The 14,793-nt window shown below is 30.6% G+C and carries 16 protein-coding genes; 3 read left to right on the forward strand and 13 right to left on the reverse strand.

Annotation, left to right across the window (positions count from 1 at the left end; genetic code table 11):
* Positions 1–15: 15 nt before the first annotated feature.
* Together ACFWM3_RS21820 and ACFWM3_RS21825 are read right to left on the reverse strand one after the other, a co-directional pair.
* Positions 16–1,473, reverse strand: a complete 1,458-nt coding sequence (locus ACFWM3_RS21820; protein WP_390312910.1) for a sensor histidine kinase — start codon at positions 1,471–1,473, stop codon at positions 16–18.
* Positions 1,470–2,159, reverse strand: a complete 690-nt coding sequence (locus ACFWM3_RS21825; protein WP_056471774.1) for a response regulator transcription factor — start codon at positions 2,157–2,159, stop codon at positions 1,470–1,472. Before ACFWM3_RS21825 ends, ACFWM3_RS21820 begins: the two co-directional genes overlap by 4 nt.
* A 252-nt stretch (positions 2,160–2,411) precedes the next feature.
* On the opposite strand from ACFWM3_RS21825, the gene ACFWM3_RS21830 reads away from it, so the two are divergent.
* Positions 2,412–2,744, forward strand: a complete 333-nt coding sequence (locus ACFWM3_RS21830) for a hypothetical protein (RefSeq protein ID WP_056471771.1) — start codon at positions 2,412–2,414, stop codon at positions 2,742–2,744.
* Positions 2,745–2,789: 45 nt separating this feature from the next.
* On the opposite strand, the gene ACFWM3_RS21835 is transcribed toward ACFWM3_RS21830, so the two are convergent.
* Positions 2,790–3,635 carry a class I SAM-dependent methyltransferase gene (locus tag ACFWM3_RS21835; protein ID WP_390312911.1) on the reverse strand — a complete coding sequence of 282 codons (846 nt, stop codon included), beginning with the start codon at positions 3,633–3,635 and terminating at the stop codon, positions 2,790–2,792.
* Between the two features lie 67 nt (positions 3,636–3,702).
* Positions 3,703–4,422, reverse strand: coding sequence for a toast rack family protein (locus ACFWM3_RS21840; protein ID WP_390312912.1), 720 nt, complete (start codon positions 4,420–4,422; stop codon positions 3,703–3,705).
* A gap of 290 nt (positions 4,423–4,712) precedes the next feature.
* Here ACFWM3_RS21840 and ACFWM3_RS21845 point away from each other — a divergent pair, with 290 nt between their 5' ends.
* Positions 4,713–6,155: a flavin monoamine oxidase family protein gene (locus tag ACFWM3_RS21845; protein WP_390312913.1), complete on the forward strand. Its 1,443-nt coding sequence runs from the start codon at positions 4,713–4,715 to the stop codon at positions 6,153–6,155.
* A 170-nt stretch (positions 6,156–6,325) separates the two neighbouring features.
* Here ACFWM3_RS21845 and ACFWM3_RS21850 read toward each other — a convergent pair whose 3' ends face one another.
* From ACFWM3_RS21850 to ACFWM3_RS21865, 4 genes are read right to left on the reverse strand one after another with little or no spacing between them, the layout of a single operon-like run.
* Positions 6,326–6,829: a GNAT family N-acetyltransferase gene (locus ACFWM3_RS21850; protein WP_390312914.1), complete on the reverse strand. Its 504-nt coding sequence runs from the start codon at positions 6,827–6,829 to the stop codon at positions 6,326–6,328.
* A 23-nt stretch (positions 6,830–6,852) separates the two neighbouring features.
* Positions 6,853–7,422 carry a nucleotidyltransferase domain-containing protein gene (locus ACFWM3_RS21855; protein WP_390312915.1) on the reverse strand — a complete coding sequence of 190 codons (570 nt, stop codon included), beginning with the start codon at positions 7,420–7,422 and terminating at the stop codon, positions 6,853–6,855.
* 60 nt (positions 7,423–7,482) lie between these two features.
* Positions 7,483–7,746, reverse strand: coding sequence for a hypothetical protein (locus tag ACFWM3_RS21860; RefSeq protein ID WP_056471757.1), 264 nt, complete (start codon positions 7,744–7,746; stop codon positions 7,483–7,485).
* 1 nt (position 7,747) lies between these two features.
* The gene (locus ACFWM3_RS21865; protein ID WP_056471754.1) at positions 7,748–8,998 is read right to left on the reverse strand and encodes a helix-turn-helix domain-containing protein; all 1,251 of its coding nucleotides are present in this window, start codon (positions 8,996–8,998) and stop codon (positions 7,748–7,750) included.
* 427 nt (positions 8,999–9,425) lie between these two features.
* Between ACFWM3_RS21865 and ACFWM3_RS21870 the strand changes: the two genes are divergently transcribed.
* Positions 9,426–9,923 carry a hypothetical protein gene (locus ACFWM3_RS21870; RefSeq protein ID WP_390312916.1) on the forward strand — a complete coding sequence of 166 codons (498 nt, stop codon included), beginning with the start codon at positions 9,426–9,428 and terminating at the stop codon, positions 9,921–9,923.
* A gap of 235 nt (positions 9,924–10,158) precedes the next feature.
* Here ACFWM3_RS21870 and ACFWM3_RS21875 read toward each other — a convergent pair whose 3' ends face one another.
* The 5 genes from ACFWM3_RS21875 to ACFWM3_RS21895 all read right to left on the reverse strand — a co-directional run.
* The gene (locus ACFWM3_RS21875) at positions 10,159–10,620 is read right to left on the reverse strand and encodes a hypothetical protein (RefSeq protein ID WP_390312917.1); all 462 of its coding nucleotides are present in this window, start codon (positions 10,618–10,620) and stop codon (positions 10,159–10,161) included.
* A 64-nt stretch (positions 10,621–10,684) separates the two neighbouring features.
* Positions 10,685–10,972 carry a hypothetical protein gene (locus ACFWM3_RS21880; protein ID WP_390312918.1) on the reverse strand — a complete coding sequence of 96 codons (288 nt, stop codon included), beginning with the start codon at positions 10,970–10,972 and terminating at the stop codon, positions 10,685–10,687.
* Between the two features lie 551 nt (positions 10,973–11,523).
* Positions 11,524–11,778, reverse strand: coding sequence for a hypothetical protein (locus ACFWM3_RS21885; RefSeq protein ID WP_390312919.1), 255 nt, complete (start codon positions 11,776–11,778; stop codon positions 11,524–11,526).
* Positions 11,779–12,295: 517 nt separating this feature from the next.
* Positions 12,296–13,684 carry a peptide MFS transporter gene (locus ACFWM3_RS21890; RefSeq protein ID WP_390312920.1) on the reverse strand — a complete coding sequence of 463 codons (1,389 nt, stop codon included), beginning with the start codon at positions 13,682–13,684 and terminating at the stop codon, positions 12,296–12,298.
* Between the two features lie 526 nt (positions 13,685–14,210).
* The coding region (locus ACFWM3_RS21895; RefSeq protein ID WP_390312921.1) for a hypothetical protein at positions 14,211–14,793 on the reverse strand (583 nt) is incomplete at its 5' end.

Here is a 14,793-nt window from a genome sequence, read left to right on the forward strand (position 1 = left end):
CCAATTTGTAAACTTTTACTTTGCCAACGGAAATGTAATGATAAAACTTGACCCGCTACCTTCTATAGATTCAACACGAATCGTACCATTTTGCTTTTCAATTAAATCCTTTGTTAAGGCAAGCCCTAAACCCGATCCTCCAGATTGACGAGAACGATCCTTATTTACAGTAAAAAATGGTTCAAATATTTTATCCACTAATTCCGAAGATATCCCAATACCCGTATCAGATATTTTAATAACTAAATAATTATTTTCAATTTTATTTGAAACGTTGATCTCACCATTTGTTTTATTATATTTAATGGCATTATCTAATAAATTCATAATAATTAATGTAAAGCTTTCTTTATCAATAAGGATCGTCGCATGTTCAAAATTTGTACGGATCGATAAGCCAAACTTAGTCATTTTCCCTTTCATTCTTAAACAGATATCTTCTAAAAGGGAATATACATCGACTTTTTCTTTTACAATTTCAAAGTCATACTTCTCAAGTTCTGCTAGCTTTAATATTTTTTCTACCATATCGTAAAGACGAAGTGATTCTTTCCCTATATTGCTAATTGCTTCTTCTAATAATTTTGGGTCATCCGAATACATGTCTAATAAATCAATATAAGCCCTAATTACAGTCAGTGGGGTTTTAAACTCATGAGTAATCGATCCAATAAATTGCTTTTGTTGTTTTTCTAAAACTTTTAGCTTTTCAACAGCTAATTGGAGATTTTCTTTTTCTTGTTGAATGCCTTTTATATTATTTTGAATTTCATTACTCATGTAGAAGATTGCTTGGCTTAAATAGCCCAATTCATCTTTTCGACTTAAAGTAGAACGGTCTGGATAGTTTCCTAATTTAATTTCCTCCGTTACTTTTCTGAGTTTTAAAATACTCATAACAAGAGAATTAAAAAAGAAATATCCAATAATAAAACTAAGAATTGTAGTGATTAAACCAATTTTAATAAATAGTTTAGTTGTATTATCATAAAACTTCTGATTATTAATTAATGAATAATCGAACTGAACAACTCCAATTTGATTATTAGCATTATAAATCGGTGCAAAATAAGATAATATTTCACCGCTCTCTTGGTATGCAATTTTACCTTTTAACGCATAACTTAAAGTATCTCCTACATCTCTTGTAGATTCTAAAGGAAGCGAATCTCCAACAACTTTTCCAGACATATTAAAAATTGTGACATGAAGACTACTAATGATCCCAATCTGTCTAGCAATTTCCCGACCATATCGTTTAAAAAAATCTTGAGGATTTTCTGATGTTTGACTTAAATAAACTTGCTTTACATATACATTTGCTAATTTACTTTGTCTAGCAAGTGTTTCTTCAGTTTGATTTTGCTGGTTTTGTTTGATACCTTGTAAGACTAATATACTTAATACAATGACCGTTCCGATTAAAAGCATGGCTAAAAATAAGCTCGACTTAACTTTAATACTCAGTTTCATTTATTTTCACTAGATATCTTATATCCGACTCCAAAAACAGTTTGAATTAAATGTTGATAAGAATTACCTAGCTTTTTACGTAAACGTTGTATATGAATATCGACCGTTCTTGTTCCACCGATATACTCCATTCCCCATACTAAATCTAATAATTCGTCTCTGCTAAAAATTCGATCCATATTTGAAATTAATAAAACAAGAAGGTCGAATTCTTTAGGAGTTAATTCTAGACTTGTTCCATCAACTGTAACTTTTCTTTGAGCAGGAATTACTTGTAGCTTATTAATTGAAATGCTCTTTTTTTCATCAGGTGTTGATTGTTTTTTTAATCTCCTGAGTAAAGATCTAGTTCTAGCAAGTAATTCTCTAATATCAAATGGTTTTGTTATATAATCATCCGCTCCAAACTCTAATCCTAAAACTCGATCAATAATATCATCCTTAGCAGTAAGTAAAATAATCCCAAGCCCTTCTTTATTTCCTATTTGTTTACATAGGTCCAAACCGTTCATTACAGGCATCATAATATCCGATATTAAAATATCTGGATTAAAATCTGGAATCTTATCTAATGCTTCTTTTCCGTTAAATGCGTTTTCTACGATAAAACCTTCTCTACGAAATGCGTAAGTTAATGGATCTACAATACTTTTTTCATCATCTACAATTAATACTTTCCCTTGCAATTACCTCACCTAAATTCATAATTTATGTTTTTTCTCTTTAACTAAACTTTATTAATATTTTCCTTAGGAAAAATTATAGATGGCTCATTACTGAATTACTAAACGTTTTTTATGTAAATACAAAAAATTTACATCTTTGAAACATCTTGTTCTCTTTTTTTCGTTTTCTTATCATTTAATTAGTTTGGACAATATTCTAGTACTTTATCTGAAATCATACATTAAGTACTGAGGACAAATGGGAGGGATTTCATGGAACATCCACATGTTCGAAATATGCAAAATAAGTGTAAAAAATATAAGTACTGCCATGTAGTCTTTCAAACCAACGAAAGAGCTTTATTAGAGGGTATTTTATTAGATAGCGACACGAATAGTGCGAGCTTGCTTGTCCCAGAAGACCTCGCCGCACCTGAATCGCGTTATTTTGAAGTAAGACAAAGCGGTCGAGAAACTTTTAGCCCTAGATACCGCATCTATAAAAAGATCACTGTACCACTTACTTCAGTTTCAGCAATCTACTTGTATCCGTATTACTACCCAAGTTATCCTTATATTTATCAAAGAAATTATCATCCTCAATAGTAAAAAAAGCATCTAGTAAAAATAGATGCTTTTTTTTAAAAAGTTTTATTCCGCTACAAATGCAAATATCGATAAAGGTTTGATTTCATTGGAAGAAATAGACTCTTCTAGCATTTTTACTTCTGATCGAATCAGTCCATTTAATTTACTAGGCATATTCTCAATATTATTGAGTTCAATATCGATATCTGCCAAAGTCTTATTAATCTCCCATCTAGCATCCTGTAATTTTGGAGAGAATATAGATGTTTCATTCATTATGTTCCAGCCTGAAGCTTCACAAATATTTTTAATATCATTTGGATTAAAAAGGGTGCGAATGTTTGATTCACTATTTTGTTTTAATGCCTCGTACTGAGCTTGAATTAAAATAGATAGTAAATGCGGGTACTGCTCAATTGAGCTAATTCTTGTATCCCATTCTGCAAAGCATAATTTTTTACCCCATTTTTTAATCTTTTTTAAGACTGCAATAAATTCTTCATGTGATTTTAAGTACCATGAACAGTGAGATATAACAATATAATCAAACTCATTTTCATGAAAATTAACAGTTGGTGATAATATGTCAATTTCAAACTCCATCTTTAATTGTTTACCTAAATTCGATTGTAATAGGAAGTCTGCGGAATCTCCTAATGAAATTGGACTGCCGTATGTTGGTGGGCCAATATCGATTCCATGAACAAATCCATTTTCCCCGACTGTATATGCTAAAACGGCAGTCGTATCTCCTTGACCACAACCTATTTCTAATACTTTACTTCTTTCTTCTATATTCCAAAACTCAACTAATTTAAAACGATGTTCTGTTTGAATTCTTTGTATATCAGACATCCCCTTACCTGATGCCATACAATCAATAACTGATTCAACTGCATCTTTTAGCATTGAACCCCTCCTTAGAGATAAAAATTTCATGAAACTTTTTTTCTATAACTTTTAAATTGATTTTATATTAATCTAATTTAAAGTTTACCTCTCCTACACCTAAATCCATATTTATTGTTATTTTAACATTAGCGTTTTCGTACGCTTCATTAACATAAACACCGTTACCTTTCGAAATTAAATCGATTACATTTGCCTTGCCAATTCCCTTACTTAAATTGATTTTCACACCCACATCGGAAGGTAGCACGATGGTCGTTTTCCCAACCCCAGTTTCAATATTTGCTTCGAAACTTTTATTCCAGTTTCCACCTAAATTTACATTAAGCTCTCCGACACCACACTCAATATCCAATTCATCTAAATTCAGGCCACGTAAATCAAGATTAGTTTTTGCTGCGCCTGTATTAACATCTAAATCAATCGGAAGTTTATTCGAAAGCTTCAAATTCCATTCATTCTTTAATTTACCAATTTTCACTTTTGGAAAATGCTTTTTAGATTGATCAATACTTACTTCTCCTGTGGAGTCTTTAAGCTTATATGATACATCTGGAGTCAAATATTTATTGTTATATTCGATCGTTCCATCTACCCAATTTTTTGTACCTTTTGAAACGTTCATTACTCCTGCACCTAAATCTAAACTGACATCCAATTTTTTAGCTTGATCTTTATGAATAGAAACAGTTTCTTCTTTTACCTTTTCATTGTTAAAAATTGAACAACTAGTAAGAACGAATACCGAGGAAATCATTAATAAAGCAGAAATAAATAATTTTTTCATTTTTTTAACCTCCAATTAAAAACTTCTAATAATCACATTTTATGGAAATTAAAAAATCTAGATAACATCCTGCAGTATCAATCCGTCTACGACCAAAGTATGAAAGTAAATTAAGGACGAGATATCCAATAATAACTATTAGATTTTTTGACAGAATACTCCTTTAATTTTAGAAAAAAAGATTAATAATACCAACTAAAACTAGCTATTCCTTCAAATTCAAATCAATTACATACGATTTCTTCTATGTGAATAAAATGAAATGAAGGAATTGTAAAGGAGGAGAATCTATGACAAGTTCTCCACTAACAACTGAACGAATGATTTCAATCATTCGAAACGGCCTTAGAAAAACTCAATTCTCAAAAAAAGTAGTTATTGTAGGCGCTGGAATGGCCGGTTTGACCGCGGCTTCATTATTAAAGGATGCAGGACATCATGTCACAATGATCGAGGCAAATGATCGAATTGGAGGTCGTGCTTATACTTTGCGTGAGCCGTTTAGTGATGGGCTTTATTTAAATGCTGGTCCATTACGAATCCCAAATGTCCATCTTTTAACTTTAGAGTATATTAGAAAATTCCATTTGCCAGTAAATGAGTTTATTAATGAAACGCCAAACGATATCATTTATGCAAATGGAATAAAAACGAATCAAGCTAACTATAAAAGCAATCCCGACATATTAAATTATCCAGTAGCACCAAACGAAAAAGGAAAAACTTCAGATGTGTTATTAGATCAAGCATTACAGCCATTTATCAATTTTATTAATCAAAATCCATTAACTAATTGGGAAATAGTCGAAAAAAATTATGGTAATATTTCATTTGGTTCTTTTTTAAATTCGTACTTTTCAGTTGGTGCAGTTGATATGATCGGTGTGCTCCTTGATTTTGAAGCATTTATGGGAATGTCCTTTTTAGAAGTTTTAAGGGAACAGGTCACTTTTAAAACAGCAACGAAATTTTATGAAATAACAGGAGGAATGGATCTATTACCAAAAGCGTTTCTTCCTCAATTAAAGGATAATATTCTATTAAATCAAAAACTGACGAAAATTATTCAAAATGGTAATTCACTAACAATCCAAACAACTGACAATAAAACCTCAAACCAATACACTATAAACGCAGATCTTGCCATCATAGCTATCCCATTTTCACTTTTAAGATTTGTGGAAATTGAACCATTCCATTCGATTTCTTATTACAAACGAAAAGCAATTCGCGAAATAAACTACATGTCTGCAACGAAAATTGGAATTGAATTTAAAAGTAGATTTTGGGAGAAATATGGTCAATTCGGTGGTATGTCCACAACCGATTTACCTACCAGACTTTCACTCTATCCTAGTACTGGAATTGGTACCACAGGACCAGCTGTTGTCAAGGCAAGCTATACGTGGGCAGATGAGGCGCTAACATTGAGTGCCTTAACTGAAGAAGAGCGTATTCATTATGCTTTACGGGACTTGTCTAAGATTTGGGGCAACCAAGTTTATTCTGAATATGTAACTGGAACGTCCTTTAACTGGAGCCAAAATCCATTTTCTATTGGTGCCTTTACATTTTTTGAACCTGGGCAAGAGGAAGAACTAAATTCTTATATAAGTAGTCCTGAAGGAAGGTTACACTTTGCAGGGGAGCATACTTCTCGTTCCCACGCCTGGATACAAGGTGCTATTGAATCTGGAATACGGGCTGCATATGAGATTAATAATCTATACTAAACTACTTAAAAGTAAAGACCGGGCAATCACTGCCCGGTCCGATCTTAAACTAACAAATATTTTTCTGTTATACTTCGTTTTAATTATTTATCTAATGAATTAGTTCACACCATAGGTTTTGTATAAGCTCCGTTCAACTTGCCCAAACAAAGCATGATTACTAACTATTATTATTGAATCAGACCATCTGGCCTAAATCGACACATCATAATTTCATCAACAAATCGGCCATTCGCTTTTATATTCCCTCTTTTGACACCTTCAACTCTAAACCCAAACTTTTCATATAACGCTTGTGCCCTAGGGTTTGTTTCTAATACTCCTAGTTCTACTCTTTCTAGCATTAGCCAATGATCTGCCAAATCTAATACTTTCGTAAGCAAAGCTTTTCCAATTCCTTTATTATGATGATTACCATCAGTCGCAATAAATAAATCTCCTACATGAGACCTGCGACCAGTTCTTTGCGCTAAACCAACTAACCCTACTACATCTCCATTACATTCTGCGACAAATTCAAATTCGTTTGCTTGTAAGTTTCTAATTCGATTTTCCATCATGTCTACTCGCATACTAGGCAAAAATATCATATAAGGAAAAACATTTTCTTGGGTGCATATACGATGAAGTGCCTTGGCATCATTTATTTCTACTGGTCTAATCAATACTTCCATCTATGCTCACTCCTACAACTTTTTTATATTAAATCTTCAAGCCATTCATGATTAGGATGATGGATCATGATTGCTTCACGTAACCATGCTTTTTTGTGAAAGGACAAATAATCTTTCACGTTTTTAAAGTCCTGATGATCCTTTTCTCTTGTATTTCTAACTTTATATAAAAGCACTATTTCTGGACTCAAGTAAGGAATACCTTTATTTGTAACACGATAAAATGAGTCAAGCTTACAAGTAATCGATTCATCTCTTCTAAACTTCCAATCATTGAACTCGATTTCATTTAATAGAACTTCTAATTCATCGTTTGTTTTATCATTTTTACCATGTATTTCATGAATAGGCAGTTCTAAATATTCATTCTCCCAAAATGATAATTTCCCTTTAATGACTTTATTAAACGTCCAATTATGTAAATACTCTTTAAGATATAGTTGATCATTACGCGCAATGGCGATTTCAATATCATGATGATTTCTCGTTTGTTTTTCTAAGAAAAGGTCAATCGCCCACCCACCAGCTATATACCAACCTTTATTAAAATCCTTCATTTGTTTATAAATTTTATAGCATTGTTCAAGAGACATAGCTTCCCTCCTTCCTAATTAAAAAAGTACCACACAAAACGTATGATACTTTTAATGTTTTTATTTAGTTCTTATAAATAATTGTCTTTCTACTTTAGGATGAATTGGCTCATCTACATAAGAACGATTTGTTCGATCATATGGTTGAAACCCTTTATCTGTAGACTCACTTTGATCAATATCATTAGAATAAAATTGTGTTCCTGGATTATCTGAAACAATTGAGGTCTGCGAACCATCAGAAACTAAATTAGGACCATAATTAATAGATAGGACAGTGAACAAACACAATATGGTTATAATGTTGGATAATCTTTTCATCATGTTATTTCCTGCTTTCGATAATTTTTAATAGAGTGCTATTGTATTCTTTATATAACATGTTTTGTTTTTCTAATGATTCGTGTTTTTCATAGTAATCTGTAACAACATCATAGTATTTGATTAATTTTTCATGATCATTGGTTTGAACCCATAATGGCAGGCCAACTTCACGTAAATATGTCACTAAATTTGCCTCGTCCTTTTTTGCCTCTAGTAATAAAACCTTCATTCGAATATAGGATGCACTATTTTTATCCTTTATTTTGGAGAGATTCTTACATAACAACTTAGTAGCAGTCTCGTAATCATTAATGATCATCATATTATTCGCTATATTTGAAATGACTAAAAAATACTCTTCAGTATCCTCCTGTATATTAGATAAATAGTCTTGATAATACTTTATTGCCTTTTTATGTTGATTTGAATGGTAATATAAATAGCCTAAATTATGTAAAGCACTCATATGTATTGTTTTATCACTTAATATGACAGAAGAATCTAGTATTTCAATTAGAAATTGCTCGGCTCGATCTAAAAACTTGCTCTTTATTAATTGAAGTGAAAGTAACATTTTTGCATCAAGAATCCGCTTAATATTATTATTTTGTAAAAAAATAGGAATTGCTTTATTACAAAAATACATAGATAAGGAAGTCTGATTTATAAAGCTATATACTAAAGCTCTATAGAAGCAATATTCCTGGAAATCGATCTCAAGGTTTGGTGTAATTTCTTGTACCTCATCCATTATTAGAAGAGAGTCATTATATCTTTTTTCTTTTATGTAATATATTGATAGTGTAAACAAATATTTTATCGTTTCATATTGGGAAAATTTCTTCTTTTTTGCCTCAAGTTGTTTCCATTTTTTCTTTGCCATTTTAAGATCTTCAATAAAAATATAATATCTCCAAATTGTAATACAAAAGTCATTTGATATATTAGTATAATTTATACTTTCCTCTTTACCAATCAATTCTTCAAACACCATTTTACTAGAATCATAGTCAGCTCGTTCAATCGAGTTCCATAATCGTTTAAGTTGACCAGTCACCTCATCTATATTATTATTTTCATCTATTTCAACTTGCATTCTCTTTAAAAGCAATTCAATCGTTTCTATACCAGCCTCTTTTGTACCGTTTTCAATTTTACTTAAATGCGAAACAGAACATATTCCTTCACATAATTTCTCCTGGGTCCATCCTAATTTTTTTCGATGATGAAAGATCATCATGCCATAATCCATAATAATATCTCCTGTTCACCTTTATTTGAAATAGATATATATATGACTAGTAACTAATAATTTCCTATATTAATATTTTTAATCTTCTCTTAATAATTAAATTCTATTAGATTTTCCGACACATTAATATACTTTTTCGATTTTTTTCAGACAAATTATATTCAAAAAATTTTCCCAATACAAAAAAATCAAACTGAATGGTATGATTTTAGTACAAGCAGTTAAACGATACTAACGACTAATAACTTCATTAGTATTATTTAAATGCACCCCCATTTAATAACCAGTTTTAAAGCAAGATGTAATCATTACATCTTGCGATTTTTTTGATTAAAGCCATTTATATCTCAATAAATAATTTAAATATAGTTTTATAAAATTCAAGCTAGTAATCTTCCAAATTAATTAATACTTGTAGAGGTCCCATATGACTAAAAAACCACTCACCTTATATTTGGTAATTTTTGGAATAATCGTCATTATTATATTAACATTAAAACTATCGATTGAAAAAGAAAAACAGAAGAGATTGGACGATGAAGCGTCTACAGAATTAATAATTGAACAAAATGTTCAAAACTCTGTAAGAAACTATATTACAGCTTTAAAGTGGAAAGATGTTGAGATTTATAACTCTGTTGTAGTAGATTCATTAAAAATCAGCAATCATTCTTACTACTTTACTAAGATCATGTCTAACGTAATTGATGCAAAATTCATCGGCGATAATTTATCTGTCATCCATTTAAAAAAGAAAGATCATAAAGCTACCGTACATATAAAATACGAAATAACATTTGTTGACGGGATAAAACCTGAAGGAAATTATAAAAACGGTAGAAATATATGTAATGTAACATTGGATCTTGTTAAATTAAAAAATAAATGGGTCATTTCAAGTATTTATGATTTAAATGTTATCTAAATAAAAATATGTTCTCAATAAAGACCGTGATAAATGAAGAAAATCCACTAGGTAAATAATTTTCCTTGTGGTTTTTTTATGTATAATCTTCATTTTTGTTCGCTTTTCGTAAATCTTTTTAAAAAATTAATACAAAAAAGGGGGTCTCAAAAGTACTCTGACTTTGAGACCTCCTTTTTAAGTCATCTGTAGATTCTTCCCAAATCAATTAGCCTAATTACTAAAACAAAACGGATTAAATTGTATCCAAATCTTTCAGCAACAACTCTTTACTTTCTTCAAACTTTACATCATTTACATATTCATATGCTTTAGCTTTAGCAGCTAAGCTTTCTGGAGACTGATTTAGTTTTGCATACGCTCTTGATAAAGCTTCATATGCATATGCTATGTAGAACGGCTCAACTTCATTTTCTAAACTAACCTTGACACATTTTTTTGCGTAATCTAAAGCCATTTCTCCTTGCCCTACAACAGCATACACTCGTGATAATTGCCAATATCCAATCGAAATGTTTCTTGGTGTATGGCTCTCAACTTTTGTCCAATGCCAAAAAGAGCTATGACATAAATGAACCATTTCTTCTGATTCACTTTCAGATCTATTTTCTAATTCAAGTAGATCCCAGACTTTATTAAAACATGAAGCAGCAAGCTCCCTATGAGTGAAGCTATTTTGTTTAATCGTCTCTTCCATAATTTACTCCTCCATAAATAAAATCAAGAATTATTACCCCAAAATCTAGGAATGCAAAATAATTTTAATCACATACCGAGTTTGAGTCAGCATCACAGGTAGCTGCGGATTCAAAGCCTGTTGAGCTATTTTTAATTTGAATAACCTCATTTCTTCGTTGCTCTTCTAGCTTCAATCCTTTTTCGCCAACGGATTGTTCATAATAATTTATTTCTTGTTCTTGTCGCTCATCGGCATTAGCATTAAAGCTCATTAAAATACCTACTGGAGTTGCTAAAACTAACAAAAATACACCAATTCTTAGAGCCGTGTACTTAAATGCTTTGTACCCGTTTTTTAATAATTTATCCATATGTATAGATCTCCTCAAATTGAATATGATATTCGATAATTCTTTAGCAAATCTTGACTAACAATACTATTCTCTGTACTATTCATATTTTCCTGTCTGCCACTTATGGATCATAAAAATTCTATGAGCAAATGTTATTTCAAAAAACAAAAAATGCGTTCATACAGATGAAAATTAATTCATCTATATGAACGCGTTGATCTTACTTCATTGTGTTTATTGTTTTCTATTCACCTAAATCTAAATTGTGGTAAACACGTTGAACATCTTCTGTTATTTTATGAAAAACGTTGAAACACCAGTATTTTCAATCATTGTTTTCCTGTCTGAATCGCTACATTTATCATAAGCTGAGCGCCTACATAAATCTATATTAAAATTATGATTATCATAATTAAATAGATACTTTGTATGTATCTGCCACCAAATAAATGTATTTAAAGTATGTATGATTGATACAGGAATGACGATCATGTTGCTCAACTAACGCATTGCGTTAGTTGTATTAATTAATTTAAATTGGAAATTTGTTATTTACTATTTATAAGTACTTATATTGTCATAATAGCTAACCAAATAAAAAATAATCCAAATAATATAGTTATCACCTTTACAATATGCCAAGGTAAGAATCCAATAATTATATAAACCAATTCAACTAAAATGCTACTCCCTTCTCTACCCTTTTTGTTTCCTTTTTTAATTACATCATGTTTAGACTTATTAAACAGAATGCCTAATATTACAAAAAAACCTCCAAATATAAACGGTATATACGCACCTGTATCAATAATATTTTTAATCAAAATAGTACTCCCAACATGTATACTTCATCAAAAATTATAACATTCCTTATGCAACTAATCTGCCATTTACTTTAAGTGTAAACCTTCACAATTTCACCTTAATTGTAACTTAATTATTAAATTTCTTTTCAAGCAAAAAATCCTTAATACTTTCGCATTTTGCCATTTTAAATTTATAATTGTCATATAAAAAAACAGCTTGCTAAGATTTTGTTATCCAGCAAGCTGTTTTTTATATACTTTAATTAATTGGTTTTCATATTACTATATGCTCATCTATTTCACTTACATGAAAATCTTCTTTTGTTGGTATATTTTCATTTTTCAAAACGGGTCATTATTTCCAACTCGCAGTCTTATTTTTTTCAAATTAACTTTTTTGTAAACAAAATAGTTTTTTTTGTAATTCATCAACTGTTCGCGAACATTAATGTTAGTAACAAAAAAGCCTATATTTATGGTTTTTTTGTTACTTTTGAATGAACCTCAAAATCCATTCTAGTTGGTAACCATATCTTTACTCTAACATTTTTGCTAATTTTGGTGAGATAGCAAGTAAGATTAAACCTATTCCAACAGCTACAGCACCGATATACATGAATACTTCAAGCATACCTAAACTTGTTGTTAAAGCTGCTAATTGACCAGCTAATGTGTTTGCTACGAAGCTTGATAAGGTCCATACACCCATTAAAAGTGAAGCATATTTTAATGGAGCGTATTTACTTACTGCAGATAATCCAACTGGTGATAATACTAGTTCACCTAAAGTATGGAAGAAATAAGTCATAACCATGAAAATGATGTTAGCTTTTACAGTAATGTGATTTGGATCTGAACCAGTTTTCATAACAGCAAGAATTACGAAAATGAACCCACAGCCTAATAGAATAATACCCATTGCCATTTTAGCAGGAATGCTAATGTTTTTACCAGAACGTGCTAATTTAATCCAGAAAGAAGAAAGGATTGGTGCAAGTATAATGATAAAAAATGGGTTAATTGATGCGAACCATTCTGTTGGAACAGTAAAGCTTCCAATTTGTCTGTTAATAAATTTATCAGTATAAAGTGTTAAAGATGAACCTGCTTGTTCAAATCCTGCCCAGAAGAAAACAACAAAGCAAGTTAAGATAACAATAACAAGCGTTCTTTGTTTTTCTTTTTTCGTTAAAGGAATTTTTTTATCAATTGCTGTTGCATTTTCTTTTAGAACCTTAACATTAGGTTTTGTACCTTTATCCCCTAAAAATTTATTGCCAAGTACATTAAATAATACTTGTCCAAAAATCATACCAATTGCTGCAGCTAAGAAGCCATATTTATATCCAAATGTTGTTACTCCACCAGAATGTGTAGCAAATAAGCTTGAAGATAAATAACCAACCACTAGTGGAGCAAAGAAAGAACCAACGTTAACTCCCATGTAGAAAATTGTGAATGCTGCATCACGACGATTATCGTCTTTATCGTATAATTCACCAACAAGAGTAGAAATATTTGGTTTAAAGAATCCATTACCAATAATTAATAGTGTTAATCCAATATATAAACCGGTAGCACTATTAATTCCGAAAAGAACGATATTTCCAGTTGCCATTATGATACCACCAATTGTAATAGCGGTACGTTTTGCAATAAAGTTATCTGTTAACCAACCACCTATGATTGGTGTGAAATATACTAAACCTGTAAATAATCCATACAGACTAAGTGCGAAGCTTTCTTTAAATCCTAGACCACCTTGGATGGCAGTACTTGTTAAATATAGTACTAAAAGGGCACGCATACCATAATAACTAAAGCGCTCCCATGCTTCTGTAGCGAATAACAAATACAATCCTGGTGGATGTTTCTTTTTCGCATTTGGTTGATTTGCTGTTTTTGTCTCAGTTGCTACGCTCATTCCTATTCCTCCCTATGTTGTTAATCTTTGTGCAGATAATCGTAGTTAATTCCTATACTATTCTGTCAATTTCTTACAAATCAAAAAACTCGACAAAATTCGACAAATGATAAATAAAAAAAGTAGCCCTATAAAAGAGGCTTGAAACTAGAAAACTAAATTATTCATATCCTATAACATTATGTAGATTTGAGTTCTGTAATAGAATAGCACAAAATAATCAGTATTTGTAAAAAAAACACCAAGTCTGAAAATTTGAAATAGTAAACTGATTAAATTTTAGGTAATTCACACTATATTCAAAGGGTGTTAAATTACTTACCTAACGATAAATACCTAAAAATATTATTAATCAATTTTTCTAAAAGTACAAGCCTATTTATAAAAGTAGAAATATTTTGTATATTAGAACATGCACCTATTTGTGAACCTTTTCACTTAAACTAATCTGCCATTTTGTTGAATAAGAAAATCAACAATCTACTTTAACAGAGCCTACATAAAAAAAGACAGCCGTTAAGCTATCTCATTGATGTTTATTCAAATATGCTATGTAATTATCAACTCTTTCTGCATTGCCATTTCCAGCCTTTGCACTATTGAATACAACAATCTTTCCTTGGTTGTAATTAAGCTTATTGTCTAAATCGTGCATTATTCTATGAGTATACAATAAAGCTTTTACGTCTTTTTTATCATTTGCTAATTTCATTAGCTCGTTTGCTAAATTTAAATCATCGTATAAGTCGCTATTTTTATCTGTTTTACTGAGCAATTTTTCAAAATATGTAGATACAGCATTTAAATCATCTTTTTTATCTTCCCAAGCTGAAGATTTTGGATTTTGAAATTGTTGGTAATTTAACCAGCCAGTTAAATTATTCAATATATCGTGTGTCCTTGCAATATCTGCTCCTGATTTTGTAATTGAAGGAATTTTTTCTGCATCAAATTTTAAATTTACAACATGATATTCCTTTTTGAAAGCAATAATTTTAACTACTTTCCAAGATGCAAATGAAACAGCGATCAAACCTGCAATCAACAGGCCAATTTTCAAGTATTTATTCATTTCAATAGCTCCTTTAAAATTATTATTATTATTAATC

The organism is Gottfriedia sp. NPDC058432, from assembly GCF_042721555.1.
Classification (GTDB): domain Bacteria; phylum Bacillota; class Bacilli; order Bacillales; family Bacillaceae_G; genus Gottfriedia.